This is a genomic window from Streptomyces sp. CB01201, from assembly GCF_002803085.1.
Taxonomy (GTDB): Bacteria; Actinomycetota; Actinomycetes; order Streptomycetales; family Streptomycetaceae; genus Streptomyces; species Streptomyces hundungensis.
Genome location: NZ_NNBJ01000001.1, coordinates 243,005 through 269,043 on the forward strand (window position 1 = coordinate 243,005; position 26,039 = coordinate 269,043).

A 26,039-nucleotide genomic window follows, 5' to 3' on the forward strand; every position below is an offset into this window, starting at 1 on the left:
GCACTGCTCTCGTGCGCGTGCGATGCTCCGATCTGTGGGCGGAAGTCGCGTTCTTGGCCACTGCTCTCCTTGCTGGCAGACTGGCCCGCATGAACACCGTCCAGGGAGCCCGCGCAAGGGCACGTGCCGAAGTCACCGCCGCCATCAAGGACGAGGCCAGGAGGCAGCTCGCCGCGGACGGCGCCGCGAAGCTCTCACTCCGTGCCGTCGCCCGCGAGCTGGGCATGGTCTCCTCGGCGCTGTACCGCTACTTCCCCAGCCGGGACGACCTCCTGACCGCCCTGATCGTCGACGCGTACGACGCCGTGGGCGAAGCCGCCGAAGAGGCGCTCGCGCAGCAGCGGCCGGACGCGTCCCCCGCGGCCCGCTGGACGGCCGTCTGCCGTGCGGTACGCACCTGGGCGCTCGCCCACCCGCACGAGTACGCCCTCATCTACGGCTCGCCCGTCCCCGGCTACACCGCCCCCGAGGCGACCGTCGTTCCCGCCTCCCGGGTCGGGCTCGTTCTCATCTCGATCGCCCGCGACGCCCACCTCGGCAAGGGCGTCGCACCGCCGAAGCCCCCCGCGCGGCTGCTGGCCGAGGGTGAGCGGATGGCCGCCGACTTCGCCCCCGATCTGCCCCCGGCCGTCGCGGTCGCCCTCGTCGCCGCCTGGGCCCAGCTGTTCGGACTCATCTCCTTCGAGGCGTTCGGCCAGTTCCACCGGGTGGTCGAGGAGCGCGAGGCGTTCTTCACCCACGCCGCCGAGCAGCTCGCCCGCGCGGTGGGCCTGGTACTCCCCGCATAGTGCGCTCGTCGTACTCCCCGCACAGTGTGCTCGTCGCCTCTGCGGGTGCCGCCGGCCGGCCCCGTACTCCCCGCGCAGTCCCCGGCCCCGTACTCCCCGCGTAGTACACGCGATCACCTCGCCCGGCTGACGCCCCGGCGCCCGGCGCCGGTCTAGCGTGGCCGGTATGGAAGAGCAGCAGTCACCGCGCGACGCCGGCCGCGGCGGTCCACCCTGGCGAGGTGCGGGGCCGCCGCCCCTCGTGCGGCGCTGGGTGCGGGGGGCGGACGGCGAGGAGGCGCGGCCCGCCCGGCTGCCGTGGGCGTCGACGGTCGCGGTCACCGCGGTGGTGCTCGCCGGCTCCCACTTCGCCGGGCACGCGCAGACGGGCCGCGCCCCGCTCGACGCCTTCGCCCACGCGCTGCTGCTCGCGGCGTGCGCGGTACTCCTGATCCGGCTGCGGCACCCCGTCGTCGCGGTGTTCGGCGCCTCGGCCGCGGCCATGGTCTACCTGGGCGCCGGATACCCCTACGGCCCGGTCTTCCTGCCGGTGGCGCTCGGCTGCTTCACCGCGGTCGTCGCGGGCCGCCGCCGCCAGGCCTGGGCCGCGGTCGCCATGTTGTGGCTCGGGCACCTGCTCGTGGCCCACTGGCTCTACCGGTGGCTGCCGCCCGAAGGCGACTCGGCCGCACCCTGGGGGCAGGAAGTGGGCATCGCCGCCTGGGCGGTGGCCGTCGTCGCGGTCGCGGAACTCGTCCGGGCGCGCCGCGAGCAGTGGGCCAAGGAGCGCGCCGGGCGCGCCGCGGCGGCCAAGCGGCGGGCCGACGAGGAGCGGCTGCGCATCGCCCGGGAACTGCACGACGTGCTCGCCCACAGCATCTCCGTCATCAACGTCCAGGCCGGGGTCGGACTCGCCCTGCTCGACTCGGACCCCGAGCAGGCCCGCATCGCCCTGACCACCATCAAGTCCGCGAGCAAGGAGGCGCTCGGCGAGGTGCGCCAGGTCCTGGAGACCTTGCGCGCACCGGGCGAGGCCCCGCGCTCGCCGGCGCCCGGTCTCGACCGGCTGCCCGAACTCGTCGAGCAGGCGGCGAGTGCGGGACTCACCGTCGCGACCACGACCACCGGCCGCCACTCGCCGCTGCCGCCCGGCGCCGATCTGGCCGCCTTCCGCATCGTGCAGGAAGCCCTCACCAACGTCGTGCGCCACTCCGCGGCCCGCACCGCGCGGGTGGCGGTCGGCTACGAACCCGGCGCGCTCGTGCTGCGGATCGAGGACGACGGGCCGCCGTCCTCGGACGCGGCCGGGGGCAGCGGGAACGGGCTGATCGGGATGCGGGAGCGGGCCGCCGCGCTCGGTGGCACCATCGACGCGGGTCCGGTCCCGTCCGGCGGCTTCCGTGTGACGGCCCGGCTTCCGCTGACCGCCCCGCTCAAGGAGACCTCGTGATCCGCGTACTGCTCGCCGACGACCAGCTCCTGGTGCGCGCCGGATTCCGGGCACTCCTGGACGCCCAGGGCGACATCGAGGTGGTGGGGGAGGCCGCCGACGGTGCGGAGGCGGTGGGCCTGGTGCGTGAACTGCGGCCGCATGTCGTCCTGATGGACATCCGGATGCCCCGGCTCGACGGCCTCGCCGCGACCCGCGCCCTCACCGGTGACCCCGGCCTCTGCGAGGTGAAGGTGGTCATGCTCACCACCTTCGAGCTGGACGAGTACGTCTTCGAGGCGATCCGCGCGGGCGCCTCGGGATTCCTCGTCAAGGACACCGAGCCGGACGAACTGCTGCGCGCGGTCCGGGCGGTGGTCGACGGCGACGCGCTGCTCTCGCCGGGGGTGACGCGGCGGCTGATCGCCGAGTTCGCCGCACGCTCGAAGGAGCCGGCCGCCGCGGAGGACCTCGCCCGGCTCACCGAGCGGGAGCGGGAGGTGATGGCGCTGGTCGGCATCGGCCTGTCGAACGAGGAGATCGCCCGCCGCCTGGTGGTCAGCCCCTTGACGGCGAAGACGCATGTCAGCCGGGCGATGGTGAAGCTCGGCGCCCGCGACCGGGCCCAACTGGTCGTGCTGGCCTATGAGTCGGGGCTGGTGCGCCCCGGCTGGCTCGGCTGACGGGGCCTTCGGTCGGACCCGTACGGGAAGCGCCACAGCACGTGGACGGTCCGCCAGACGAAGACGACCAGGGCACTGCCGCCGCCGAGGAGCAGCAGCACCCGCCGCAGCGGGTGCGGCAGTTCGAGGGCGTAGCCGCAACCGGCGATCGCGCCGAACACCACACCGGCCGCGAACAGGGCACTGGCCAGCGCGTATCCGATCTCGATCGTGATGGCGTCCCGCTCGGCCCGGCTGCGTGTCCCCATGCGCGAAGTCTCACAGCAGGTACGGCCGGCGGGCAAACCTCACCCGTCGGCCGTCCCACCCGGATGCCCGCACCATAAGGGTGCATGTGGATGCATAGAATGCATTTGCATTTAATTCACATGCAATGAAGTGTGTGGTCTCTGCTAGCGTGCGCCCATGGCAGTTGAGAAGCCCGAGTGCCTGCCCGAGCGTCTGCTCGCGCAGGAGTGGCGGGACATACTCGATGTTCACGCGCGCACGATGTGCGAACTCGACCGTGAGCTCCACGCGTTCGGACTCGGCGCGAGCGACTTCGAGGTACTGGACCTCCTCGCCCAGGGGCGCGACGGGGACGACAGGGGTGACGGGGGCAAGGACCCGTACGGCTCGTTCCGCGTGCAGGAGCTGGCGTCGGGGATCCATCTCAGCCAGAGCGCGCTGTCCCGCGTGATCGGCCGCCTGGAGAAGGACGGCCTGGTGGCGCGCGGGATGTGCGCCCAGGATCGGCGCGGGGTGAGGGTGGAGATCACCGACGCGGGCCGCGTCCGCCACAGCGAGGTGCTGCCGATCCAGCGCGCGGTACTCGCCCGCATGCTGGGTTCCGGCCGCGGCCGTGACGCCGTACGGCCCTGACGTCCCCGAGCCGGTCCCGGCGCAACGTCCCTGAGTGGGCCCGCACTCGACCAGTCGACCTTTCTGCTCAACCCCCTTGCGGCGCAAGTGAGTTGGACTCACTGTGCTCCCCGCGACGCCCCGCGCCGCGGGCTCAGGCCCCGGGTGCGGTCGCGTTGCGTGCGGTCCAGCCGATGAGTGCGGCGCCCGCGGCCAGTACGGCGACCGTGGTCAGGGCGAGCGGCAGCGAGGCCCACTCGGTGATGAGCCCGATGGCCGGTGGCCCGAGCAGCATGCCGCCGTAGCCGAGTGTGGAGGCGGCGGCCACTCCGCCCGGCCCGGCGATCGCGCCCGCCCGGGCCACGGCCACGGGGAAGATGTTGGCGAGGCCGAGACCCATCACGGCGAAGCCGGCCAGGGCGAGCCAGATCGTCGGGGCGAGCGCGCCGAGCAGCATTCCGGCCGAGGCCGTGAGCCCGCCCGCGACCAGGGTGCGGGTCTGGCCCAGGCGTTCCAGGAGTGCGGTCCCCGAGAGGCGGCCGGCCGTCATGGCCAGCGCGAACAGCGAGTAGCCCACGGCCGCGACGCCCGGCGCCGCGGCCAGGTCCTGCTCCAGGTGGAGCGCGCCCCAGTCGGCCATCGCACCCTCCCCGTAGGCGGTGCACAGTGCGATCAGGCCGAAGAGCAGCACCAGGCGCCGGGCCCGCCCGCCGAGCCTGTGTCCCTCGGCGTGCGGTGTGCTCGGCCGCACCGGCGCCGGATGGCGCAGCAGCACCCGCCCCGCGAGCGCGGTCACCAGGAGCCCCACGCCGGCCAGGCCCAGCAGGTGCGCGGCGGGGGAGAGGCCGCCGGCGACCAGCGCTCCGAGGCCCGCGCCGACCATGCCGCCGAGGCTGAACGCCGCGTGGAAGCTCGGCATCACCGGGCGGCGCAGGGCGGCCACCAGGTCCACGGCCGCGCTGTTCATCGCCACGTTGATGCCGCCGTAGGCGGCTCCGAACACCAGCAGGACCAGGCCGAGCGCGAGCGCCGAGTGGGTTTGTGCGGGCAGCGCGATGGCGAGGGCCAGCAGCGCACCGCACACGACGGTCACCGGGTGGCTGCCGAAGCGGCGGCAGAGCCGGCCGGTCAGCACCATCGTCACCACCGCCCCGGCCGAGACCCCGAGCAGGGCCAGGCCCAGCTCGCCGGCGGAGGCGCCGGTCTGCTGCTTGATCGCGGGAATGCGGACGACCCAGCCGGCGAACAGGAAGCCGTCGAGGGCGAAGAACACGGTCAGGGCGGAGCGGAGGCGGGACAGGGAAGCGGTGGCGATGTCGTTGCCAGGACCCCCCGGAGCGGCCGTCCGTACTTTGTTTAGTAGCGGCACAAAGTCAGGATAGGGGTAGCGCGGGCGCCTCATCAAGCCGCGGCCGCGACGGCGGCGGGCCGGATCACCGGACCTGCCCGCCTTCTGCGCCTCGGCCCCATGTCGCCTCCCGGACCGCCCCCGGTCCCGGTATTCGGCGCCGGGCCCCCGGCAACCCGGGACTCCGCGACGCAGGGCCGACCACGCCCGGGATCATGGGAGACTCGCCCCCATGAACGGCAAGGCGACGACCACCCGGACCAGGCTGGACAGGGGCCGCAGCGCGCTCGGGCCCGCCCTCGAACTGGTACACACCGGCCGCGCGCCGACCCGTGCCGTGCTCACCTCCGAGCTGGGCGTCACCCGCGCCACCGCGGGCGCGGTCGCCGCCGAACTCGAAGCGCTCGGTCTGATCCAGGTGGACTCACGGCCCGCGGCGGCCGGCTCCCAGGGGCGCCCCTCGCACCGGCTCGCGGTCAATGACTCGGGGCCGGTGGCGCTCGCCGCCCAGGTGCACGCGGACGGCTTCCGGGCCGCGCTCGTCGGCCTCGGCGGGGAAATCGTCGCCACCGACCCCGGCTGTGTCACGGTCTCCGCCGACCCGGCCCAGGTGCTCGGGGAGGTCGTCGACGCGGGCGCGGCCCTGCTCAGGGGGAGCGGTCGGCGCTGTGTGGGGGCGGGGCTCGCCGTGCCGTCCGCCGTCGCCGAACCGGAGGGCACCGCGCTCAACCCGCTGCATCTGGCCTGGCCGGCCGGATCACCGGTGCGCGAGATCTTCGCCGAGCGCGTGCGCGCGGCCGGCATCGCGGGCCCCGCCTTCACCGGCAACGACGTCAACCTCGCGGCCCTCGCCGAGCACCGGCACGGCGCCGGGCGCGGGGCCAGGGACCTGCTCTGCGTCGCCACCGGCCATCGCGGCGTCGGCGGCGCTCTGGTCCTCGACGGCCGCCTGCACAGCGGGAGTTCGGGCCTGGCCCTGGAGGTCGGCCACCTCACCGTGAACCCGGACGGCCGCCCCTGCTACTGCGGCAGCCGCGGCTGCCTGGACGTCGAGGCGGACCCGCTGGCCTTCCTCACGGCGGCGGCCCGCGCCCCCGGACCCGAGGTGTCGCTCCTCGAACAGTCGCGGGCGCTCCTGCGCCACGAGTACGCGGACACCTCGGTGCGCCGCGCCGCGGAGGAGCTCATCGACCGGCTCGGCCTGGGCCTCGCCGGTCTGGTCAACATCCTCAACCCGGACCGGATCATCCTCGGCGGACTGCACAAGGCGCTCCTGGAGGCCGACCCGGAACGGCTGCGCGCCGTCGTCGCCGACCGCAGTCTGTGGGGCCGCAGCGGCGGCGTCCCCATCCTCGCCTGCTCCCTCGACCACAACAGCCTGGTCGGCGCCGCCGAGCTGGCCTGGCAGCCGGTGCTCGACGACCCGCTGGGGGCGCTGGCTCACCAGGCGTAGACGCGTGCCGGGTTGGTGATCAGGATCTGCTCCAACAGGCCCTTCCCCAGGTCGAGTTCGAGCCTGGGTGCCACTCGGCGCAGCAGATGCGGCATGCCCGGCGTGTCCGGCGTGACGGTGTCCCCGCCGAGCAGCAGCCGGTCGGCGAACCCCGCGTCCGCGAGCGCCCGCAGGGCGTCCGGCATCCGCCAGTCCGTGGCGTGGTTGGCCCGCGAGGGGCCGTCGAAGGCGAGGTTGGCCCCGGCCCCGGCGGCGAGGCGGTGCACGGCGAAGTCGGGGGAGCGGTTGAGGTGCCCCAGGATCACCGAGCCCGGCGCCACCCCCAACTCCCCGCACAGCAGGTCGAGTACGTCGAGTGCGCCGGTGCCCAGCTCCAGATGGACGGCGATCGGCGCGCCCGTCCGCCGGTGTGCGTCGGCGGCGCCCCGCAGGGTGAGCACGGCGTGTTCGTCGAGCCCGTGGAAGCCGCCCGCCACCTTGATCAGGCCGGCCCGCACCCCGGTCTCACCGATGCCGTCGGTCAGCTCGGAGACGAACAGCTCGGCGAGCCGGTCGCGTACGGAGGCGAGCAGCGCGTCCGTGTAGTGCGCGGCTTGGTGCAGTCCGGTCGCGGCGATGATGTGCACCCCCGACTCCCGCGAAAGCGCGGGCAGTTCGGCGATGCGCCGCCCCATGCCGTAGGGCGTCCACTGGACCACGGCGCCGCCGCCGAGCGCGCCGAACGCGGCGAGCCGCGCCGCCGCGTCCTCGACGTCGTCCATCTCCTGGCCGGGCAGCCGGGGGCTCCGGATGAAGAGATGGTCGTGGGCGTCGACGACGCCGAGCCGGTCGGCCGCCACCTCGCCGAGAACCGTGTGTGCCGCGCTCACCAGTGCCGCCCCGACCGCAGCCCCGCGCGCCCGGGCGCCGACAGGTGCAGCACCTCGTACCGGTCGCCCCCGTCCGCCGGCGCCGGCCCCGCCCAGAGCGTGAGGCGCACCAGCTCCCAGCGGCTCGGGTCGATGCCCAGCGCGCTCGCCACCACCCCCGGAGCCGCCTCCTCGGCGACCGCGTCCGCCACGAACCGGGCCGGCTCCACGCCGTCCGGCACGGCAGTGCGCCGCACGGTCGCTGCGGTGGGCGGGGCGGCGGACGCGGGTCCCTCCCTATGGGCGAGGCCCGTCCAGTGCCGTACCCGGGGGCGTCCGAAGTCGTCGACGACGCCCTGGAAGCCGGGGCCCCACAGGAAGGAGTTCATGCCCTCGGCGGTGGCCCAAAGGTAGAACGGGGCATAGGAGTTGACCGGCGAGTCGGCCCCGCGCTCGCGCATCAGATAGGCCTTGAGGCCGAGGCCCGGGAAGTCGTCCAGGAGGTGGCCCCGGGTGGCGACCCGCTGGCGGATGATCCCCATGTCGTAGTCGGCGGGCAGCGTGATCTCGTACTGCATGGCGTGCATCGCGTACTCCTCGGGCGGCGGGCTGTGGGCGCGTACTCCCTTGGGTCCAGTACTCCCTTGCCTTCGCAGGGAGTTGGAGAGGCGCCGCTTCAACGGACTTGGCCGGGCGGCCGGTTCAGCGGGACCCGGCGGGCGGGGCGAGCAGCGACAGCAGACCCCGTACGCCCGCGTCGAACGCCTCGGGCGAGCCGGAGGCGCGGGCCAGCACATAGCCGCCCTGAACGGTCGCGATGACCGCCGAGGCGATCTCGCGCGGCACCACGTGCGTCGCGAACTCGCCCCGGTCAAGGCCCTGTTGGACGATGTCCGTGAGCCGTTCGCGCAGCCAGTCGAGTGTTTCGTCGACCGGGGCGCGCAGAGCGTCGTCCGCGATGATCTCGGGGTCCATCGTGAGCCGTCCGACCGGGCAGCCGCGCAGTACGTCGCGCTCGCGCAGCAGATATGCCGCGATCCGCTCGTACGCCGCGCCGTCGCCGGCGAAGGCGGCCCCGGCCGTGGCCCGCATCTCCTGCGTCGTGCGACGGATCGCGGCGAGGGCCAGATCGGGCTTGCCCGCGAAGTGGTGGTACATGCTGCCCTGCCCGGCACCCGCCTGCTGCTGGATCGCCCTGGGGCTGGTGCCCACATAGCCCCGCTCCCACAACAGCTCCCGGGTGGCGTCGATCAGGCGCTCCGAAGTGCTCATGGCGTCACTGTACATACCAGTAGGTACAGAATCCAGAGCAGGCGTCGGCTTCCGTTCTACTTCCGCCGGGGTATGCCGACTGCCGCCGGCCGTACGACGACGCGCGCCCCCTCGCGGCGGGAGGCTCGAAGCGTGAACCATCCACTCCACCGAGGGAGCTGACCGAGATGAACACCCTGGCCTACGCAGGACCCGGACCCTGGATCCTCTTCGTTCCGCTGGTCTGGGCGGCCGTGATCCTCACCGTGGTGATCTTGCTGCGCCGCGCCGGATGGCGGGGGCGCCGCGGGCCGTGGCGGCCGGCGGCGGAACGCCCCGCCCTGGACGACCGCTCGCCCATCGCCGTGCTCGGCCGCCGGTTCGCCTCCGGCGAGATCGACGAGGAGGAGTACTGGCGCCGCATCTCCGTCCTGGAGGAGCACTTCGGGCGCGTGGGTCCGGGCCCGGGCGGAAAGACCGGCGCGGCCTGAACCGGGCGCCCGCCTCCACCCGGTGGCGCGGCCCGACCGGGCGCTCGTCTCCACCCGGTGGCGCGGCCCGATCAGGTCACCCGCCCCGTCCGGTCAGCCCGCGACGGGTGACCGGGTGGCGGCGCCGGTGCGCCCGCGTCCCGCGTGCCGGGGTTGTGCCTCGCGGAAGGCGGGGCCGGGCGCGACGTCGTACAGCGGGTACGGAGGCAACGACACGGCGGGCGAGGGCGCGGCGAGCGTGAACCACACGGTTTTGCCCGCCTCGCCGACCGGGCGCACGCCCCAGCTCTCGCTGACCGCCGCTATCAGCGCCAGGCCGCGGCCGTTGGTGGCGAGGGCCTCGGCGTCCCGCAGGGCGGGCAGCGTCGGATCGTGGTCGTGCACGGAGATGGTGAGCCGGTCGAGCAGCAGCTCGATGGCCACCGTGCACATCTTGTCCGGCTCGGCGTGCCGGTGGACGTTGGTGAGCAACTCGGTGACGCCGAGCGCCGCCTGGTCTATCAAGGGATCCATATGCCAGTAGCGCAACTGCGCCGATACGATTCTGCGGACCTGACCGATCCGCGACGGCAGGGCTTGGAGCTCCACCGTGCACTGCCTGCTTGGCTGGCTGATCACGGTTGCGACTCCCCGAATGTGGTCCGGAAGTAGCTGTCTGGTCCGGCGACCCCGCTCGGAACCTTGCTCGGAGCGTCACCGCCGGTAAACCCTCAGTGATGTGACACCAGCGTGGCCCAGGGGCTGACACTGCGCAACTCGCACGACCCGGAACTCACGCCCCTCAGCCGTGAGCGCCGTGGGTCGTCTGCCGGATGGCTTGCAGGAACCGCTGGGTCAGCTCGGAGCCGCGCGCGTGGTCCGGCTCCTCGCCCATCGTCAGCCGGTAGCGCGTGCCGTTGAGGCGCGCCACCGTACGGTCGTCCTTGGCGAGCCAGGGAAGCCACGGCCGTGCCGCGCTGACCGCGTCGACGGGCGCGCTGTCGATCTCCCGCCCGTTGCTGGTGAGCAGCGCGAGCCGCCCGTCCTTGATGAGCACCTGGCCGGCTCGGGTCAGCGAACGGGTCCACCGCTCGATCCGTACACCCTTCGCACTGAACTCGGGTTCTGCCATGACCGTCCGGCCCCCTTCGCATCGCTCCTGGTGGGCAGTCTGCACAACGTCGAGCCTACGCACCAGGGTGCGGTGGGGATCGGGTCCGGGCCAGTGCCTTCCAGCGCTCACCAGACGTCCCACAAGCCACTCCTATGGATGCGCAAAGGGAACGTTTGTGCAGGTGGGAGGGGTATCGTCGAACGCGGGGGCGACGCTGGGAAACGACTGAGGAGTGGCATGGAAACCATCGATGTGGACCGCAGTGACCCGGCGTACCGCGCCTGGCTGAAGGAGGCCGTGCGCAAGGTCCAGGCCGATGCCAACCGCTCCGCCGACACCCATCTCCTGCGCTTTCCGCTCCCCGAGGCCTGGGGCATCGACCTGTACCTGAAGGACGAGTCGACGCATCCCACCGGCAGCCTCAAGCACCGCCTCGCCCGCTCGCTGTTCCTCTACGGCCTGTGCAATGGCTGGATCCGGCCGGGCAAGCCGGTCATCGAGGCGTCCAGCGGTTCGACCGCCGTGTCCGAGGCGTATTTCGCCAAGCTGATCGGGGTGCCGTTCATCGCGGTGATGCCCCGGACCACCAGCGCCGAGAAGTGCCGTCTCATCGAATTCCACGGAGGGCAGTGCCACTTCGTCGACGACTCGATGAAGATGTACGAGGAGTCCGCCGCGCTCGCCGCCGAGAGCGGCGGCCACTACATGGACCAGTTCACCTACGCGGAGCGGGCCACCGACTGGCGCGGCAACAACAACATCGCCGAATCCATCTACCAGCAGCTCACGTTGGAGCGCTACCCCGAGCCCACCTGGATCGTCGCCACGGCCGGCACCGGCGGCACCTCGGCGACCATCGCGCGCTATGTGCACTACATGCAGCACGACACGATGATCTGTGTGCCCGACCCGGAGAACTCCTGCTTCTTCGACGGCTGGACCAGGGGCGACATGCTCGCCTCCAGCGACTGCGGTTCGCGCATCGAGGGCATCGGCCGGCCCCGTATGGAGCCGAGCTTCATCCCCGGCGCCATCGACCGGATGATGAAGGTGCCGGACGCGGCGAGCGTCGCGGCGGTGCGGGCCCTGGAGAAGGCGATCGGCCGCAAGGCGGGCGGCTCCACCGGCACCGGCCTGTGGAGCGCGCTGCGGATCGTCGCGGAAATGGTCGCCGAAGGCCGTACCGGCAGCATCGTCACCCTGCTCTGCGACCCGGGTGACCGCTACCTCGACAAGTACTACTCGGACACCTGGCTCGCCGAGCAGGGCCTGGACATCGCGCCCTACGCCGAAACGCTCGACACCTTCCTGGAGACCGGGGTCTGGCCCGCTCGCTGAACCGGCCGGAACGGGACCTTCTGCCCGTGCGGGAGCCCGGAACGCGTGCCAGTGTGACGTCATGGACACGCGCCCGGTAGTTGTCGCCGTAGACGGATCGGACCACAGTCTGCGGGCCCTGGAGTGGGCCATCCCCACCGCCCGCAGACTCGGCGCCGAGCTGGTCATCGCGCACGTCCTGCCCGACCACACCCAGCTCTGGGTGGCTCGGCGCGCGGCCCTCGGCCCGGGGCCCGAGCTCAACGATCCGGTGACCGACCGGGTCCGCGCCGCCCTGTCGGGGCGCGACCGGCTCCCCGCGGTGCGGTTCGACTCGCTGGAGGGCGAGGTGGCCGACGCGCTGCACGGCCTGGCCCAGGGCGCCCACCTGCTGGTGATGGGCTCGCGCGGGCGCGGCGGCTTCGCCAGCCTGCTGCTCGGCTCCAACAGCCTGGCCGTGGCGACCCGGGCGCCCTGCCCGGTGGTCGTGGTGCCGCGCCTGGCCCGCACGGGCGAGGACGAGCGGTCCAACGGCCGGGTCGTGCTCGGGCTCAACCTGGCCGACACCGTGGACGACGTCGTCGAGTTCGCCTTCGCGGAGGCCGGATCGCGGGGCGTCCCGCTCCAGGTGCTCTCCGCCTACCCGGCCCCGCCCCCGGCCGCCCTGATGGTCGCGGGCGAGTTCCCGCCGGGGCGGCTCGACGCCGACCAGTACGAGCCCGCCGAGCGGGACGTACGGCGCGAACAGGCCGACCGGCTGCGCCCGTTCCAGGAGCGCTTCTCCGACGTCGAGGTGGACGCGGTGATCGCGCCCGCCGACGCCGCGGGCCATCTCGTCGATGCCTCCGCGTCGGCCGCCCTGATCGTGGTGGGCCGTCACCGCAGGCGCCTGAAGCCGGGCTCCCTCCTGATGGGCTCGGTGGCACACGCGGTGCTGCACCACGCGGAGTGCCCGGTGGCCGTGGTGCCGGTCCGCGACGAGGGCTGACCCGCCGCGCGGAGCGACGGCGGCGCGGGCATCCGCCAAGGGACGCCGGAACAGGGCTGGTCGAGGCCGGTCAGGTCGCGGTCGTTTGCGCCAGCAGACGGTCGAGGCCCCGCATCGCGCCCCTGAACGACTGCCCGATCCCCGGCCGTGCCGTGCGCATCGTCAGGCGGAACAGGGCCGGCCCGTCGACCGCCATCGTCCAGCGGACCCGGGTGCCGGAGCCGTCCGGGGAGAGCCGCCAGTCCTCCAACATGGCGGCCACACCAGGGGTGTTGGTCTCGTCGATGCGGTAGGCGTACCGCTCGCCCGGAACCGTCGCCATGATCGTCTCGCGGAAGAACACCCCGCCGCGCAGCCGGACCTCGCGCCCGGCCCCGCCGTCCACAGGACGGGCCGCGACGACCGAGGAGAACCAGGCCGGGGTCTGGGACACCTTTTCGGCGAGGGTCCGGTAGACGGCGTCGGGCGCCGCCGAGACCCGGGCCGCGTACACCAGGCGTACCGGCGCGGAATCGACGAAGTCGAGCTCCACGGGCCTGAGTCGGCGAGCCATGACGCATACCTCCGGGCGGTCGGGTGCTCGGGCCGCCCGGACGAGCCGGGGCGGGCGGCCCGCACACCATAGCTGGCGGTCCGTCAGATGTCTTCTGCGGTACCGCCGTTGTCGGCGCCGTTGTCCGCGCCTTCGCCCGCCACCACGAGGTCCCGCAGGTGCTCGGACATCTGCGCGCGAGACCCCTGGGAGAGGCCGGCGTCCGTCACCAGGGAGTCGACCTGGTCGAGCGAGGCGAACGAACTCAGCCCCACCGTGCCCCACTTGGTGTGGTCCGCGATCACCACGACCCGCCGCGCGGACTGCACGAACCGCCGATTGGTCTCCGCCTCCGCGAGGTTGGGCGTGGAGAGCCCGGCCTCCACCGAGATGCCGTGCACCCCGATGAACAGCACGTCGAAGTGGAGCGAACGGATCGCCGCGTCCGCGACCGGCCCCACCAGGGTGTCGGAGAGCGTGCGCACCCCGCCCGTGAGGACCACGGTCGCCGCCCCCGGGCGCGGCGACGCCGCCGCCGAGGCGCGCTGGGCGGCGTGGAACACATCGGCGACCTGCACCGAGTTGGTCACCACCGTCAGCTCCGGAACGTCCACCAGACGCTGGGCCAGCGCGTACGCCGTCGTGCCGCCGGCCAGGGCGATGGCACTGCCGGGCACGGCCATCCTGGCCGCCTCCCGCGCGATGTCCTGCTTGGCGCTCAGCTCAAGCGTCGACTTCGCCTCGAAGCCGGGCTCGTGCGCCGTGGCCTCCGCGACCGGCACCGCCCCGCCGTGCACCTTCTCGATCACGCCCTGGCGCGCCAGCGCGTCCAGATCCCGGCGGACCGTCATGTCCGAGACGTTGAGCCTCCGGGTGAGCTCGTTGACCCGGACCCCGCCACGCCGTCTGACCTCATCGAGGATCAGCGCGCGACGCTGCTCCGCGAGCAGATTCTGGTGGTCGCTCACTGCCGGGCCGGCCCCTTCCACATCGTCGAACACACTTGCCGGGCACATCCGCACCCCCGGTCTACGGACACCCATCCTGTCACGGGGAGATTCGGTGAGAGCACTGCACCAAGACGTCCCGATCCGAGATCCTGATGTCCCGTGCCACCCGCGCCGCCGTCCCGCCCCACGAGAGCGAGCCGCAGAAGTGTCCCGTGCCACCGCCGCCGCCCCCTCCGGCGCCGCCGCCGTCGAAAGCGCCGGACCGGCCCTCGAACTGCTGGTCCACGGCGTCGGCGGCACCACGCCGGAGGCGATGCTCGGCGACCCGCGCACCGTGCGCGTCACCGGCGACGACACGGCCGCGATCCACCGCTGTGCCGGCGATGTCGACGCCGAGGCGCACCCCGAGCGCTACCGCGACCGCCCGGTGCCGGAGGCGTACGTCTGGTGCAACCTCACCTCCGGCAACAGCGCCCGCGCCCTGTGGCTGCTCCTGCTGCCCTTCATGGTGATCAACCTGGCGCACTGGATGCGGCCGCCCGCCGAGGAACCGCGCTGGGCGATCCGGCTGTACGGCGTGCTCGTGCGGCTCGTCGCGCTGAGCCTCACCGTGCTGCTCGTGGCCGCCGCCTGCGAGGTCGCGCTCGACCTCACCGCCTGGCAGTGCGCGGGCACGGCCGCCTGTTCGCGCTCCTGGTACTGGCTGGGCTTCACCTCCGTGGCCCACCACGGCTGGTGGGCCCAGCCGGGGCGCCGACTGGCCCTCGCCGCGCTCGCGCCGACCGCCCTGACCGTGCTGCTCTGGTACCTCTCCAACCGGACCTGGAGCGCCTACGAGTCCCAGCAGCCGCTCAACGCCGACCCCGCCGGGGACGCCACCGAGGCCGTGCGGCCCGCCTTCAGCCGGCCCGGATTCTGGTACGGCAGGCGCCTGGTGGCCCGGCTGCGCGCCGCCCACACCGCCGCCGGGTTCCTGACCACCGCCGCGGCGGTCACCGCGGCCGCCGCCCGCTACGACCGCGCCTCCACCAGCGCCGTGTTCGCGACGCTCGGCCTCCTCGTCGAGGCGGCGCTCGCCGTCGCGGGCCTGGTCGTGGTGTGGGTGGTGTGCCGTCGCGGACGGACCGAGACCCATCTCGACGAGCGCCTCGACCGGGCCGTCACCGCCTGGCTGCCCCTGTTCTCCCTCGCCCTGCTCGCGCTCGCCGTGCTGTACGCGGCCTGGAACCGCGCCGACTGGACCTCGTCCGGCACCCTGCCCGGCGACCGGGCCTTCGGCTTCCTCACCTTCGCCCAGGGGATGCTCGTGGTGGCGCTCGCCGCCGTCGCCTGGCATCTGCGCCGCCGGGCTCCCGGCGAGCGCACCGCCCTACGGGGGCTCGGCGGCCCCGCCGTGGCCATGCTCGCCTGCGCGCTCGGCGGGGTGATGACCGGTGGCGTCGCCCAGCGCGTCGCCGACTGGGTGGACCGCGGCGCGACCCCCGGCATGGACCCCTCGTCCCCCAACGGGCCGCCCCCGCTGCTGACTTGGCAGGCCTCGGTGATCCCGGCCCTGATCGCCGTGCTGATCCCAGTGATGCTGTACTTCGCCGTACGCACCTGGCGCACCGCACGCGCGGACGCGCCCCGCGTCATCGCGGACTACCCCACCGAGCGGCCCGACACCGGCCGCACCCGCCGCATCGCAGCCGCCCGCGCCATGGCCCGGCTCACCGACCGGGCCCCGCTCCTCCTCGGTATCGTCGCCGGAGCCTCGCTGCTGCTCGGCGCCGCGGCCCTCGCGGGCGCCTGGTGGGCCGGCCAGGTACCGGCCAGGGCGGCCGACGCGGCGCCCACCCCGGTCGCCTTCGGTGCGGACGCAGCGCAGTCGCTCGGGTCCTGGTGCACGGGCTTCGGCTTCCTGCTGTTCGTCACCTGGGGCAGGCGCGCCTACAAGGACGCGGCGGCCCGCCGCACCGTCGGCATCCTGTGGGACGTCGGCACCTTCTGGCCGCGCGCCGCCCACCCCTTCGCGCCCCCGTGCTACGCCGAGCGCGCCGTGCCCGACCTGGCCTGGCGGATGAACACCTGGACCGGACGGACCGGCGGCCGCCTGGTGATCTCCGGGCACTCGCAGGGCAGCGTGCTCGCCACGGCCGCCGTGTGGCAACTGCCCGCCGGCACCCGGCGCCGGGTCGCCCTGCTCACCTACGGCTGCCCCGTGGAGCGACTGTACGGACGCTGGTTCCCGGCGTACTTCGGTCCCGCGCAGCTGGCGGCGCTGCACCAGGAGGTGCACTGCTGGCGCAACCTGTGGCGGGCCACCGACCCCATCGGAGGCCCGGTCCGGGTGATCGGCGACGTCGACAGGGGCCCGCTCCTGGACCCGGTCGCCTACGGCCGGACCGACCTGCACCCGCTGCCCGCACCGATCCTGGGCCACTCCGACTACCAGGCCGATCCCGCCTTCGCCCGGGAACGCGCGCTATTGCTGGTCGAGTTGGCGCACGGAGTGCCCAACCAGCGTGCCGATCAGGGCAGTTCGAATCAGGGCAGTTCGGGAAGATCGTCCGGGTAGAGGAGGGTCAGATCGTCGGTGCTGGCGTCGGCCAGCTGGGCGACCCGGCCCGCATGGCGCTCCACCATCGACTCGAAGGTCTGCCGCGCGGTGCGCCCGTTGCCGAACGCGGCACCCCGGGGGAGGGCCGTGAAGTACTTCACCAGGCTCTCCGCGGTGCCCGTACCCAGCCGGTACTCGTGCTCGTCGGCCTGCTGCTCCACGATGCGCAGCAGCTCGTCGGCGGAGTAGTCCGAGAACCTGATGGTCCGTGAGAAACGCGACGCCACACCGGGGTTGACGCTCAGGAAGCGCTCCATCTCCGCCGTGTACCCGGCGACGATGACCACCACCGCCTCCCGGTGGTCCTCCATCAGCTTCACCAGCGTGTCGATGGCCTCCCGGCCGAAGTCACGCCCCGAGTCCTCCGGGGAGAGCGCGTACGCCTCGTCGATGAACAGCACACCGCCGCGCGCCCGGTCGAAGGCCTCCTGCGTGCGGATCGCGGTCGAGCCGATGTGCTCGCCGACCAGGTCGACGCGGGACACCTCCACGAGGTGCCCGCGCTCCAGGACGCCGAGGGAGGCCAGGATCTCTCCGTACAGGCGGGCCACCGTGGTCTTGCCGGTGCCGGGGGAGCCGGTGAAGACCAGATGGCGGCGGGCCGAGGCGGCCTTGAGGCCGGCCTGCTGCCGCTTGCGGCCGACCTCGATCATGTCGGTGAGCGCCCGCACCTCGCGTTTGACGCTCTCCAGGCCCACCAGGGTGTCCAGTTCGCCGAGGACCGCGCCGGAGTCGCGTGCGGGCTCGGCCGCGGGCTGCGGCGGTGCCGCCTCCACGGCCCGCTGGTCGGGCACGGCGGAGAGCAGGCCCATGGTCTGCGTCGCGCTCTGCACGGCGGGCGGCTCGGGCACGCCCGCGGTCGCACCGCTCTCGTCACTGGTGCAGTCCTCGACCACCGCGCCGTCCTCGGAGAACTCGTAGCCCCGGCGCGCGCAGCGCTCGGTGCGGCAGCGCGTCAGCGTCGTACGGCAGCCGTCGATGACGTGGAAGCCGAAGCCGCCGCTGCCCGTCACGCGGCAGGCGTGGAAGGTGCCCCGGCCCTCGGCGGAGACGTAGAAACCGGCCTCGGCCGGTGAGGTGACCGTGACGCGCTCGATGCGCGGGTCGGCGCCCTTGGTCACGATGACGCCGGTCTGGGCGCCGTCGATGGTGCAGCCCGCGAGTGTGCCCCCGCTGCCGTGGTCGCGGAACCAGGCGCCGGTGGCGGCCTCCCTGATCCGGCAGTCGTCGAGCTGCGCGGTCGCGCCGTCGCTCACCGACACCGCCGTGTTGCGCACCTGGGTGAGGTCGCTGTCCACGACGTCGGCGCGCGAACCCCGGTCGAGCACGAAGATCGCATCGGGTACGTCATGGACGCGGCAGCCCTCCAGGACCGCCGTCGCCCCGTCGCTGACCCAGACCGCCGGATAGTCGCCCGTACTGTCGTGGATCTCGCACTGGTTGGCGTCCACCCGGGTGCCCGGGTCCCACACCGACAGGCCGTTGCGGCCGAAGCGGCGGACCTTGGTGCGGGTCAGGGTGAGGACCGAGCGGGAGCGCAGGTCGACCGCGTTCTCGGGGATGTCGTGGATGTCGCAGTCGGCGAGCGTGAGCACCGCGTCCGTGTCGAGGGTGATGCCGTCGGCGGAGGTGCGGTGCACCGTGCAGTCGGTGAGGTGGGCCGCGGCGCGCGAGGCGATCAGGACGCCGGCGCCCTTGATCTCGTACACCTCGCAGCCGAGCGCCTCCAGGCCGCTGCCCTCGCCGCTGACCGTGAGACCGGCGCCACTGGAGTGGTGCACCCGGCAGCGCTCCAGGCGGGGGTGGCCGGCGCTGTGCACGGAGACCCCGGACTGCCCGGCCGCGACGACCTCGCACTCCTCGAACACCCCGCCCGCGCCATCGAAGACGCCGATGCCGACGCCGCCCGGGTTGTCCACCGTGCAGCGCCGCACCGTGGGCCGGGCCCCGCCGCGGACCTCGATGCCCACCGCGGAGCGGGTCACCACGCGCAGATCGACCAGCTCGGGCGCGCCGTCCTCCACCAGGAGCGCGGGCGCCGCCGCGTCCTGGCCCTCCAGATACAGGTCTCGTACGGTCGCCGAGGCCCGCACGGTCAGGGCCACCCCGTCGACGGGGGCGATCCGGACCGAGCCGACGGCGCCCTCGGGGCCGCGCAGCGTCACCGAGCGGCGCAGCACCAGGTTCTCCCGGTAGGTGCCGGGGGCGATGGTCAGGACGTCGCCGTCGCCCGCGGCCTCCAGGGCCGCGGCCAAGGAGGCGTACTCACCCGTGCGGCGGCGCCACCTCGACGTGCCGGTGTGCGTCACCTGGACCGTGCCCTGAGCCATTGTGCTGCCGTGCCCCCACCTCGTGCGTGCGTCCTCGCGCACACCTCGGCCGTGGCCTCGTATGTGCGGCTGATGGTCCACCGTAGCGCGCGCGGGCCCGGTGAGTTGACCGGTCAGCTGCCTGCGCCGGTCCGGCCCCAGTCCGGACCGTACCGGGCCCACGCGCGGTCCAGTCGCTCGTACCGCCGACGTATCAGGCGCCATACGATCAACCGCCGTGTCCCCTCGATGAGTCCGGCGGCCATCGCGGCCGCGCAGATCCCCGAGAACACCGCGTGCGTCGCCGCCGCGCCCGTCGTCATCGGGTGGGGCACCGGGCTGCCGTGGTCGTCGGTCCACAGCCGGAAGGTGGCGCCGGGCGCGGGAGCCTTCAGCGATGTGCCCAGGGTGCCGCTGTGTGAACTGCCGTCGTGCGCCGTCCAGTTGGCTATGACCTTGGTGCGGGTGACGCGGCCCATCGAGCCGTCCGGCTGGGCCGGCCCCGTCTGCCGCTCGGCGCGGGCCACCACGACGGCCGCCGTGACATGCCGGTGCCGCCGCTGCTCGGCGAGGGCCTGGCGCAGCGAGGCGTCGGTGAGCGAACCGCACAGGGCCCCCACCGCCGGCACGGCGAGCGCCATGACGACCAGCGTCACCAGCGCCAGCCAGGCCTCCGCCAGGTCCGTCCGGCGGCGCAGCGGATTGTGCCGCCAGCGCCACACTCCCGACATCGCTCGCACGGGCCACGCACCCCCTTCCGCCTCCGGGCCGCCCCGGGGCGGGGCGGCGAGCGCGGGTGACGCGAACAGGGACCTCATCCACCCGGCTCGACTGTTCAACGCATGCGCTACCCACAGGAGTTCCCGCGTGGCGCAGAGCTATGCGAGGACCTTCATCGCGTCCCCCACGCGGATGGTGCCGGTGTTCTCCGGGATCACCAGGACGCCGAACGCCAGCGAGCCGCCGATCCTGCGGTGCCGGGCCAGCGTGCGCAGGGGCTCCTTGCCGCGCACCGCGGTGGCCTGGTCGGTGGTGGTGATGACACAGCGGCCGCAGGGCTTCGCGAGGCGGAAGGAGACGTCGCCGATCACGATCCGCGACCAGCTGTCCTCCGCCCACGCCTCGGTCCCGTCGAGCACCACGTTGGGCCGGAACCGGTTCATCGGCAGGGGGCCCTCATGGGGGCGGTCGCCCTGATCTATCAGGGAGTTGAGCGCGTCGAGCGACGCACGGGTGGCGATCTGGAGCGGAAAGCCGTCGGCGAAGCTGACCGTCTCGCCGTTCGGCGCGTACTGGGGGTTGATCGTTCTGCGGGACGCCGGGTCGTCGAGGTGCGTCAGGCGCACGTCGGCGCCCAGAAGGTCGCTGAACCAGGCATGGGCCGCGTCGGCGGCGGCCACCGCCTCGAACTTGGTGCCGAACAGGGTGACGCTCGTGGTGGCCAGTGGCTCCGGCGGCTCGACGGCCAGATCGGCGCGGCCGGGCGCCGACAGGCGCACGCCGCCGCCCGGCAGTGTGGCGGCACTGCTCAGGGCGAGCTCGGGCCGCTCGCGTTGCGTGACGGCCGTGCCGTCCGTGTCCACCAGCATCCAGCGTCGGTCCCCGGCGAGCCCCCATGGCTCGACCACCGCTTGTGCTGCGTCGTATCCCCCGACCGACTTGACGGGATGGACGCGTATCCCGTGGACGACAGCGGAAAGGCCGTTGTTCATGTAGACATCCTGCCAGCCGCCCCGGACGGATGCCCGGGCGGCCGGTCCCCACCGTCGATCAGTACCCGGTGCCCTGGTACGGCCGGTTGTACGGGTCCTCGTACGGCGTGGGCGCCGGCCGGGGCGCGGCGGGCCGCATGGCCTCGTACCCGGTTCCCATCGGGCGCTGCGGCATCGCCTGCTGGCCCTGGTAGCCGCGCGGGGCCGAGGGCTGCTGGGGGATGTACGGGGCGGGCGCGTGCTGGAGCGGCACGGGCTGGGGGGCCGGCTGCTGGTATCCGTACGACGAGGCGTAGGACGGGCTCGGCTGCGAGGGGGCGGCCGGCAGTGCGGGCAGCGCCGACGGGAGGGCCGGCAGATAGTTGCTGCCGGTGTCATAGAGGGAGGGCACTCGGATCGGGGCGATCTGAGGCGTGCCCCGCTCTGCGACGAGGGAGTCGTAGATGGGGGTGTCCGGGAAGGACGGCGCGGAGTAGTAACCGCCGCCATAGGTGGAGCGGGGGGAGGTCATGGCACATAAGTTAAGCCCACGATGTGGCCGTTGGGGAGTCCCAATCCCGGTGTCATCCCATTTGCTCTGGTTTAACCAGTCTGACCTGCTGAAACGCCGCAGATGAACTCTTGGTCCCCGAGGGTTCCGCGAGGGCTCTTCGTTTGACGCGAAGCGACGGAGGGTCAACCAAGGGTGACAGTCGCGGGTTGCTCGCCGCCCGGCCCGCCCGGCCGTGCGCGCCGCGACTCGGCCGGGCGGCCGGCCCTGGACATGTCCGATGGGGCAATTCACCTTTCAGGCGGCTGTGGTTGGGGCGATGCAAACGATTGACTGCCCGTCAGGTCCGGCCCTGCGAGCGTTCCGCCGGGAACCTCGGAGTGGCCCCTGACGCCGCCGGGGTCGGGTCATCGGCTTCCTTTCATATCGCCAAGTGCTTTTCGACCGGCTCGGCGGCAGCGTTCTTATTCATGACGGAAGGATTGATGACGGAAGGATTCGCGACGAGAGGATTCGCGACGGGAGGCCGGCCGCCGAGCGGGGCGCATGGCGGAAATGAGTTCCCAAGGCCCTCTGCTGCGCGGAAGTTGGCAATCTGCACTGCTCCGCGTGCGGGTGATGCCGGGAACGGGCGATTCCCGCGCCCCGTGCCCAAGACGTGCCGGCCGCGCGTCACCCCATCCGCCCCGGGGGCGACAACGACGGCCCGGCCCCCGGCGGGGGTAGGTGCCCGGCGGTCGATCGCGCGTTAGGTTGGCGGGCAGAAACGTGCGGGCACCGCCGGGAGCGATGGGGGAGAGCATGTCCATGCTAAAAGGAGCCAATGTCCCGGTGCCTGCGCACTCGGTGCGCATCGAACTCGCCTGGCGAACCGGCCCCGGTGTCCCGGACGTCGACGCCTCGGCGCTCCTCCTGACCGGCGGCCGGGTCCGCTCCGACGCCGACTTCGTCTTCTACAACCAGCCGGCCCACTCCTCCGGCGCGGTACGCCACGAAGGCAAGCGGTCCGGTTCGGATGCCGTCACGGACACCCTCTTCGTCGACCTCTCGCGGATCGAGCCCGCGGTCGAGCGCGTGGTGCTCGCCGCCTCGGCCGACGGCGGCACGTTCGGCCGGGTCCCGGGGCTCGGTATCCGCGTCCTGGACGCGTCGGGCGGCGCGGAACTCGCCCGCTTCGACAGTCAGGACGCCACCGTCGAGACGGCCTTCATCCTCGGCGAGCTCTACCGCCGCCAGGGTGCCTGGAAGTTCCGCGCGGTCGGCCAGGGCTACGACAGCGGACTCGAAGGCCTGGCGACGGACTTCGGCATCAGCGTCGACAGTCCCCAGAAGTCGGCCGCCCCCCAAGCCCCTCACGCTGCGCCCCAGCAGCCTGCCGCATCCCCGGCTCCGTATCCGGACGCTTCCCGGTCCCCCTACGCGCTGCCGACCGCGCCCTTCACCCCGTCGGCCCAGCCACCGACGCCGACCGCTCAGGTCCCCCTGCCGCCCACCGCGCCGCCGACACCGGTGCGCCTTTCCAAAGTCACCCTCACCAAAGAGGCGCCGCGCGTCTCGCTCGCCAAGCAGGGCGGCACCTCGGGCGCGATGCGGGTCAACCTCAACTGGCAGAGCCGCAAGCAATTCAGCGGCTGGGGAGCCAAGTTGGGGCGGGCGGCGGCCAACCACTCCGATCTCGACCTCGACCTGTGCGCGCTGTACGAACTCGCCGACGGCCGCAAGGGTGTGGTGCAGGCCCTGGGCAACGCCTTCGGCGCGCTCCACCAGCCCCCGTACATCCACCTCGACGGCGACGACCGCACCGGCGCCGTCGAATCGGGCGAGAACCTCACCGTCAACCTCGACCAGAAGGACAAGTTCCGTCGCCTTCTGATCTTCGTCACCATCTACGAGGGCGCCCGCAGCTTCGCCGATCTGCACGCCACGGTGACGCTCCAGCCGCAGTTCGGTGCGCCCATCGAGTTCTTCCTCGACGAGTGCACCGTTCCCTCCACGGTCTGCGCGCTCGCCCTGATCACCAACAACGGCGGCGACCTGGTCGTCCAGCGCGAGGCCCGCTATCTGGTGCCCGCACGCGGTGTCAGCCCGCAGCGGACCATAGACCAGGCCTACGGCTGGGGCATGAACTGGACACCCGGCCGCAAGTGACGCCGCTCAGCGGCCCTCAGCGCCGTTCGGGCGCGGTCTCGGGGCGGGCGTAGGTGCGCCCCTTCCAGGCCGCGCCCCGGCCCCGGTAGTGCTGCACCGCCGAGTCGACCGTCATCAGCAGGTAGAGCAGCGCCGTGAACGGCAGCGTGGGCGCGAGCACGAGCGGCTGGCGGTAGTAGCGCAGCATCGGCACATACGTACCGGTCATCACCAGCCAGGCGAGCCCGCCCGCCCACGCGGCCGCCGGACTGCCGCCCGCCAGGCCCGCGGCGAAGGTGAGCGGCGGCGCCAGGTAGACGAGCGCGAGGCCCGCGACCGTGCCGAGCAGTACCGGCGGGCTGTGCCGCAGCTGCGCGTACGCGCTGCGCGAGACCATCCGCCACAGGTCCGCGAGCCCGGGATAGGGACGCACGCTGTCCACCCGGTCGGCGAGGCCGAGCCAGACCCGCCCGCCGGATCCGCGCACCGCGCGCGCCACGGACACGTCGTCGATCACCGCCTGGTGCACCGCCTGCGGAATCCGCGCCCGCTCGGCCGCCTCCGTACGCAACAGGACGCAACCGCCGGCCGCGGCCGTGGCCCGAGGCCTGCGGGCGTTGATCCAGCGGAACGGATACAGCTGGGCGAAGAAGTACACGAACGCCGGAACGATCAGCCGCTCCCAGCCGCTCGCCACCCGCAGCCGGGCCATCTGCGACACCAGGTCGAAACCGCCGCCGCGCGCCGCGGCCACCAGCTCGCGCAGGCTGTCCGGCCGGTGGGCGATGTCGGCGTCCGTGAGCAGCAGGTACTCCGGCTCGTCCGCCCGCGCGAGCGCCATGCCCTGCCGCAGCGCCCACAGCTTGCCGGTCCAGCCGGGCTCCGGCTCACCGGGGGCGACCACGGTGAGCGGCAGGCCGGGGTGCTGCTCGGCGAGGGAGCGGGCCAGTTCCCCGGTGCCGTCCGAGCTGCCGTCGTCCACCAGGAAGACCCGCGCGCGGCCCGGATAGTCCTGGGCGAGCAGCGACGGAAGGCTCAGCGGCAGTACCTCCGCCTCGTCGCGGGCCGGCACCACGACCGCGACATCCGGCCAGTCCTTGAGCTCCGCACGCGGCGGCAGCCGCTGGTCGGTGCGCCAGAAGGAGCCCTGGCCGAGCAGCAGCCAGAGCCAGACGACCAAGGACAGCAGGGCGATCCACGCGAGGGCGCTCATTCGCCGCAGTCTGCCCCACGAGCCGTGCTCCGCACGGGACCTCGGCCGGTTTCGCCGGGGCCGTCGACTATGGTGACCGGGTGAAGATCGCGCTCATGGACTCCGGAATCGGCCTGCTCGCCGCGGCCGCGGCGGTACGCCGGCTACGGCCCGACGCCGAACTCGTGATCTCGTCCGACCCGGACGGCATGCCCTGGGGCCCCCGGACCCCAGAGAGCGTCACGGAACGTGCCCTCGGCGTGGCCGAGGCGGCGGCGTCCCTGCGCCCGGACGCCCTGATCATCGCCTGCAACACCGCCTCCGTGCACGCCCTGCCCGCGATCCGCGCCGCCCTGGAGCCCGGCATCCCGGTGATCGGTACCGTCCCGGCGATCAAGCCGGCCGCGGCCGGCCGCGAGCCCTTCGCGATCTGGGCGACCCCCGCCACCACCGGCAGCCCGTACCAGCGCGGGCTCATCCGCGAATTCGCCGACGGCGTCCCCGTCACGGCGGTGCCCTGTCCCGGTCTCGCCGAGGCCGTGGAGCACGCCGACGACGCCGCCATCGACCGGGCCATCGCGCTCGCAGCCGCCCTCACCCCGCCCGAGGTAAGGACCGTCGTCCTGGGCTGCACCCATTACGAGCTGGTCGCCGAACGCATCCGTACGGCCCTGCGCCCCGAAGGCGGCCCCCTCACCTTCTTCGGCAGCGCCGAAGCCGTGGCGGCCCAGGGACTGCGACGTGCCGGGATCCTGCCCGCCCCTGACGCAGCGCAGGTCGGAGGCCTGACCGTGCTTCTCAGCGGACGCATCGGCACCCTTCCCGAGGTGGCTCTCGCCTACCCCGAAGGGCGTCTGCTGCGGGCGGTCAGCACCGCTCACTGACAGGGGAGCGGTGCCTTCACAGCGGAACCTGAGTACGCTGCTAAGCATGAGGGAACCGTCCCCGGAGTACCCCGCGTCCCCCGAGCCCCACCCTGGATCCAGCGCCTCCGAGCAGCTGCCAGAGGTCTGGACCGGCCGGGCGACCAACCGCGTCCAGTGGCTTCTCGCGGTCGGCGGCGCGGCCTGCATCGCGCTCGGCGTCGAGCTGGCCGTCGACTCGACCTGGACGTCGGGCATCCTGCCCCTGCTGATGTCCGTGATCGGCTGCCTGGCGGCCGGAGTCCTCGTCCTGTTCGGGACGCTCGCCTTCGTCCACGTGGCGGTCAAGGTCGACGGCGACCGCCTGGAAGTGCGCTGCGGCCACATCGGGCTGCCGCGTCGGACCATCCCCTTGGACCTGGTGGTCGGAGCCGACTTCGTGCCCCGCGTCACCCCGCGCCAGTGGGGCGGCTGGGGCTACCGCTGGCGGCCCGAGATCGGCACCGCCGTCGTCGTACGCCGGGGTGAGGGCGTGGCGCTCAAGCTGGGCGACGGACGCGTCTTCACCGTGACCGTCGACGACGCGGAAGCCGCCGTACGGGTCATCCGCGACCGGCTGCGGCTGCTCGGCACCAAGAAGGCCGCCGAGGCCTGAGCGGCCCGGCCCCCGCAGGGCCGACAGAGACCCGGCCATCCCGGGCCCCCCGGGCCGGGGGACCCCGCGGACCGGGATCCCACGAACACAGATACCCGCCGT

Annotated in this window: 26 protein-coding genes; 12 read left to right on the forward strand and 14 right to left on the reverse strand. The window is 73.3% G+C overall.

Annotated elements, in window-relative coordinates; translation table 11 throughout:
- The first annotated feature begins 89 nt into the window (after nucleotides 1–89).
- The 3 genes from CG740_RS01160 to CG740_RS01170 all read left to right on the forward strand — a co-directional run bounded on the left by CG740_RS01160 (nucleotide 90) and on the right by CG740_RS01170 (nucleotide 2,879).
- Entirely contained in the window at nucleotides 90–788 is a 699-nt protein-coding gene (locus CG740_RS01160; RefSeq protein ID WP_100572965.1) for a TetR/AcrR family transcriptional regulator, read from the forward strand.
- A 166-nt stretch (nucleotides 789–954) separates the two neighbouring features.
- Nucleotides 955–2,217, forward strand: a complete 1,263-nt coding sequence (locus CG740_RS01165; RefSeq protein WP_100572966.1) for a sensor histidine kinase — start codon at nucleotides 955–957, stop codon at nucleotides 2,215–2,217.
- Nucleotides 2,214–2,879, forward strand: a complete 666-nt coding sequence (locus CG740_RS01170; RefSeq protein WP_100572967.1) for a response regulator transcription factor — start codon at nucleotides 2,214–2,216, stop codon at nucleotides 2,877–2,879. Before CG740_RS01165 ends, CG740_RS01170 begins: the two co-directional genes overlap by 4 nt.
- Here CG740_RS01170 and CG740_RS01175 read toward each other — a convergent pair.
- Nucleotides 2,840–3,127, reverse strand: a complete 288-nt coding sequence (locus CG740_RS01175) for a DUF6332 family protein (protein WP_100572968.1) — start codon at nucleotides 3,125–3,127, stop codon at nucleotides 2,840–2,842. The two genes, CG740_RS01170 and CG740_RS01175, sit on opposite strands and share 40 nt — an antisense overlap.
- Nucleotides 3,128–3,284: 157 nt before the next feature.
- On the opposite strand from CG740_RS01175, the gene CG740_RS01180 reads away from it, so the two are divergent.
- On the forward strand, nucleotides 3,285–3,740 hold the full coding sequence (locus CG740_RS01180; protein WP_100572969.1) for a MarR family transcriptional regulator: 456 nt from the start codon (nucleotides 3,285–3,287) through the stop codon (nucleotides 3,738–3,740).
- A 133-nt stretch (nucleotides 3,741–3,873) separates the two neighbouring features.
- Here CG740_RS01180 and CG740_RS01185 read toward each other — a convergent pair whose 3' ends face one another.
- Nucleotides 3,874–5,088, reverse strand: a complete 1,215-nt coding sequence (locus CG740_RS01185; protein ID WP_100572970.1) for an MFS transporter — start codon at nucleotides 5,086–5,088, stop codon at nucleotides 3,874–3,876.
- Nucleotides 5,089–5,299: 211 nt separating this feature from the next.
- Between CG740_RS01185 and CG740_RS01190 the strand changes: the two genes are divergently transcribed.
- Nucleotides 5,300–6,520, forward strand: coding sequence for an ROK family protein (locus tag CG740_RS01190; protein ID WP_100572971.1), 1,221 nt, complete (start codon nucleotides 5,300–5,302; stop codon nucleotides 6,518–6,520).
- Here CG740_RS01190 and CG740_RS01195 read toward each other — a convergent pair.
- The 3 genes from CG740_RS01195 to CG740_RS01205 form a co-directional block, all read right to left on the reverse strand.
- The gene (locus tag CG740_RS01195; RefSeq protein ID WP_100572972.1) at nucleotides 6,508–7,392 is read right to left on the reverse strand and encodes a phosphotriesterase family protein; all 885 of its coding nucleotides are present in this window, start codon (nucleotides 7,390–7,392) and stop codon (nucleotides 6,508–6,510) included. The genes CG740_RS01190 and CG740_RS01195 overlap by 13 nt on opposite strands.
- Nucleotides 7,386–7,955 carry a DUF4865 family protein gene (locus CG740_RS01200; RefSeq protein WP_100572973.1) on the reverse strand — a complete coding sequence of 190 codons (570 nt, stop codon included), beginning with the start codon at nucleotides 7,953–7,955 and terminating at the stop codon, nucleotides 7,386–7,388. The genes CG740_RS01195 and CG740_RS01200 overlap by 7 nt, the downstream gene beginning before the upstream one ends.
- A gap of 115 nt (nucleotides 7,956–8,070) precedes the next feature.
- The gene (locus CG740_RS01205; protein WP_234375978.1) at nucleotides 8,071–8,640 is read right to left on the reverse strand and encodes a TetR/AcrR family transcriptional regulator; all 570 of its coding nucleotides are present in this window, start codon (nucleotides 8,638–8,640) and stop codon (nucleotides 8,071–8,073) included.
- Nucleotides 8,641–8,807: 167 nt separating this feature from the next.
- Here CG740_RS01205 and CG740_RS01210 point away from each other — a divergent pair, with 167 nt between their 5' ends.
- Entirely contained in the window at nucleotides 8,808–9,110 is a 303-nt protein-coding gene (locus tag CG740_RS01210) for an SHOCT domain-containing protein (RefSeq protein WP_100572975.1), read from the forward strand.
- 93 nt (nucleotides 9,111–9,203) lie between these two features.
- Here CG740_RS01210 and CG740_RS01215 read toward each other — a convergent pair whose 3' ends face one another.
- On the reverse strand, nucleotides 9,204–9,728 hold the full coding sequence (locus tag CG740_RS01215; RefSeq protein WP_100572976.1) for an ATP-binding protein: 525 nt from the start codon (nucleotides 9,726–9,728) through the stop codon (nucleotides 9,204–9,206).
- A 163-nt stretch (nucleotides 9,729–9,891) separates the two neighbouring features.
- Entirely contained in the window at nucleotides 9,892–10,221 is a 330-nt protein-coding gene (locus tag CG740_RS01220) for a hypothetical protein (protein WP_100572977.1), read from the reverse strand.
- Nucleotides 10,222–10,440: 219 nt separating this feature from the next.
- On the opposite strand from CG740_RS01220, the gene CG740_RS01225 reads away from it, so the two are divergent.
- Both CG740_RS01225 and CG740_RS01230 read left to right on the forward strand, forming a co-directional pair.
- A complete protein-coding gene (locus tag CG740_RS01225; protein ID WP_100572978.1) occupies nucleotides 10,441–11,541 on the forward strand; it encodes a PLP-dependent cysteine synthase family protein in 1,101 nt (366 codons plus the stop codon).
- Nucleotides 11,542–11,602: 61 nt separating this feature from the next.
- Nucleotides 11,603–12,508, forward strand: coding sequence for a universal stress protein (locus CG740_RS01230; protein ID WP_100572979.1), 906 nt, complete (start codon nucleotides 11,603–11,605; stop codon nucleotides 12,506–12,508).
- 70 nt (nucleotides 12,509–12,578) lie between these two features.
- Here CG740_RS01230 and CG740_RS01235 read toward each other — a convergent pair whose 3' ends face one another.
- Both CG740_RS01235 and CG740_RS01240 read right to left on the reverse strand, forming a co-directional pair.
- Nucleotides 12,579–13,061 carry an SRPBCC family protein gene (locus tag CG740_RS01235; protein WP_100572980.1) on the reverse strand — a complete coding sequence of 161 codons (483 nt, stop codon included), beginning with the start codon at nucleotides 13,059–13,061 and terminating at the stop codon, nucleotides 12,579–12,581.
- An 83-nt stretch (nucleotides 13,062–13,144) separates the two neighbouring features.
- Nucleotides 13,145–14,008 (reverse strand): DeoR/GlpR family DNA-binding transcription regulator, encoded by an 864-nt coding sequence (locus CG740_RS01240; RefSeq protein WP_100573592.1) that lies wholly within the window; start codon nucleotides 14,006–14,008, stop codon nucleotides 13,145–13,147.
- 187 nt (nucleotides 14,009–14,195) lie between these two features.
- Between CG740_RS01240 and CG740_RS01245 the strand changes: the two genes are divergently transcribed.
- The gene (locus tag CG740_RS01245; RefSeq protein WP_100572981.1) at nucleotides 14,196–16,547 is read left to right on the forward strand and encodes a hypothetical protein; all 2,352 of its coding nucleotides are present in this window, start codon (nucleotides 14,196–14,198) and stop codon (nucleotides 16,545–16,547) included.
- On the opposite strand, the gene CG740_RS01250 is transcribed toward CG740_RS01245, so the two are convergent.
- The 4 genes from CG740_RS01250 to CG740_RS01265 form a co-directional block, all read right to left on the reverse strand.
- The gene (locus CG740_RS01250) at nucleotides 16,517–18,919 is read right to left on the reverse strand and encodes a right-handed parallel beta-helix repeat-containing protein (protein ID WP_100572982.1); all 2,403 of its coding nucleotides are present in this window, start codon (nucleotides 18,917–18,919) and stop codon (nucleotides 16,517–16,519) included. The two genes, CG740_RS01245 and CG740_RS01250, sit on opposite strands and share 31 nt — an antisense overlap.
- 113 nt (nucleotides 18,920–19,032) lie before the next feature.
- Nucleotides 19,033–19,629 (reverse strand): Rv1733c family protein, encoded by a 597-nt coding sequence (locus tag CG740_RS01255; RefSeq protein ID WP_324901051.1) that lies wholly within the window; start codon nucleotides 19,627–19,629, stop codon nucleotides 19,033–19,035.
- Between the two features lie 147 nt (nucleotides 19,630–19,776).
- Entirely contained in the window at nucleotides 19,777–20,610 is an 834-nt protein-coding gene (locus CG740_RS01260) for an MOSC domain-containing protein (RefSeq protein ID WP_100572983.1), read from the reverse strand.
- 58 nt (nucleotides 20,611–20,668) lie between these two features.
- Nucleotides 20,669–21,121: a DUF6643 family protein gene (locus tag CG740_RS01265; RefSeq protein ID WP_100572984.1), complete on the reverse strand. Its 453-nt coding sequence runs from the start codon at nucleotides 21,119–21,121 to the stop codon at nucleotides 20,669–20,671.
- A gap of 768 nt (nucleotides 21,122–21,889) precedes the next feature.
- Here CG740_RS01265 and CG740_RS01270 point away from each other — a divergent pair.
- The gene (locus tag CG740_RS01270; RefSeq protein WP_100572985.1) at nucleotides 21,890–23,248 is read left to right on the forward strand and encodes a TerD family protein; all 1,359 of its coding nucleotides are present in this window, start codon (nucleotides 21,890–21,892) and stop codon (nucleotides 23,246–23,248) included.
- A gap of 16 nt (nucleotides 23,249–23,264) precedes the next feature.
- Here CG740_RS01270 and CG740_RS01275 read toward each other — a convergent pair whose 3' ends face one another.
- The gene (locus CG740_RS01275) at nucleotides 23,265–24,440 is read right to left on the reverse strand and encodes a glycosyltransferase (protein WP_100572986.1); all 1,176 of its coding nucleotides are present in this window, start codon (nucleotides 24,438–24,440) and stop codon (nucleotides 23,265–23,267) included.
- Between the two features lie 80 nt (nucleotides 24,441–24,520).
- On the opposite strand from CG740_RS01275, the gene CG740_RS01280 reads away from it, so the two are divergent.
- Complete coding sequence (locus tag CG740_RS01280; RefSeq protein ID WP_199846290.1) at nucleotides 24,521–25,303, forward strand: glutamate racemase; 783 nt, start codon at nucleotides 24,521–24,523, stop codon at nucleotides 25,301–25,303.
- Between the two features lie 46 nt (nucleotides 25,304–25,349).
- A complete protein-coding gene (locus tag CG740_RS01285) occupies nucleotides 25,350–25,937 on the forward strand; it encodes a hypothetical protein (RefSeq protein WP_100572987.1) in 588 nt (195 codons plus the stop codon).
- Nucleotides 25,938–26,039: the final 102 nt, after the last annotated feature.

Coding starts and splice junctions, on each gene's coding strand:
- CG740_RS01175 (WP_100572968.1), bottom strand. CDS start 3,127: ATGGGGACACGCAGCCGGGCCGAGCGGGACGCCATCACGATCGAGATC.
- CG740_RS01165 (WP_100572966.1), top strand. CDS start 955: ATGGAAGAGCAGCAGTCACCGCGCGACGCCGGCCGCGGCGGTCCACCC.
- CG740_RS01270 (WP_100572985.1), top strand. CDS start 21,890: ATGGGGGAGAGCATGTCCATGCTAAAAGGAGCCAATGTCCCGGTGCCT.
- CG740_RS01190 (WP_100572971.1), top strand. CDS start 5,300: ATGAACGGCAAGGCGACGACCACCCGGACCAGGCTGGACAGGGGCCGC.
- CG740_RS01255 (WP_324901051.1), bottom strand. CDS start 19,629: ATGTCGGGAGTGTGGCGCTGGCGGCACAATCCGCTGCGCCGCCGGACG.
- CG740_RS01220 (WP_100572977.1), bottom strand. CDS start 10,221: ATGGCAGAACCCGAGTTCAGTGCGAAGGGTGTACGGATCGAGCGGTGG.
- CG740_RS01265 (WP_100572984.1), bottom strand. CDS start 21,121: ATGACCTCCCCCCGCTCCACCTATGGCGGCGGTTACTACTCCGCGCCG.
- CG740_RS01225 (WP_100572978.1), top strand. CDS start 10,441: ATGGAAACCATCGATGTGGACCGCAGTGACCCGGCGTACCGCGCCTGG.
- CG740_RS01235 (WP_100572980.1), bottom strand. CDS start 13,061: ATGGCTCGCCGACTCAGGCCCGTGGAGCTCGACTTCGTCGATTCCGCG.
- CG740_RS01285 (WP_100572987.1), top strand. CDS start 25,350: ATGAGGGAACCGTCCCCGGAGTACCCCGCGTCCCCCGAGCCCCACCCT.
- CG740_RS01210 (WP_100572975.1), top strand. CDS start 8,808: ATGAACACCCTGGCCTACGCAGGACCCGGACCCTGGATCCTCTTCGTT.
- CG740_RS01205 (WP_234375978.1), bottom strand. CDS start 8,640: ATGAGCACTTCGGAGCGCCTGATCGACGCCACCCGGGAGCTGTTGTGG.
- CG740_RS01230 (WP_100572979.1), top strand. CDS start 11,603: ATGGACACGCGCCCGGTAGTTGTCGCCGTAGACGGATCGGACCACAGT.
- CG740_RS01180 (WP_100572969.1), top strand. CDS start 3,285: ATGGCAGTTGAGAAGCCCGAGTGCCTGCCCGAGCGTCTGCTCGCGCAG.
- CG740_RS01275 (WP_100572986.1), bottom strand. CDS start 24,440: ATGAGCGCCCTCGCGTGGATCGCCCTGCTGTCCTTGGTCGTCTGGCTC.
- CG740_RS01160 (WP_100572965.1), top strand. CDS start 90: ATGAACACCGTCCAGGGAGCCCGCGCAAGGGCACGTGCCGAAGTCACC.
- CG740_RS01200 (WP_100572973.1), bottom strand. CDS start 7,955: ATGCACGCCATGCAGTACGAGATCACGCTGCCCGCCGACTACGACATG.
- CG740_RS01250 (WP_100572982.1), bottom strand. CDS start 18,919: ATGGCTCAGGGCACGGTCCAGGTGACGCACACCGGCACGTCGAGGTGG.
- CG740_RS01260 (WP_100572983.1), bottom strand. CDS start 20,610: ATGAACAACGGCCTTTCCGCTGTCGTCCACGGGATACGCGTCCATCCC.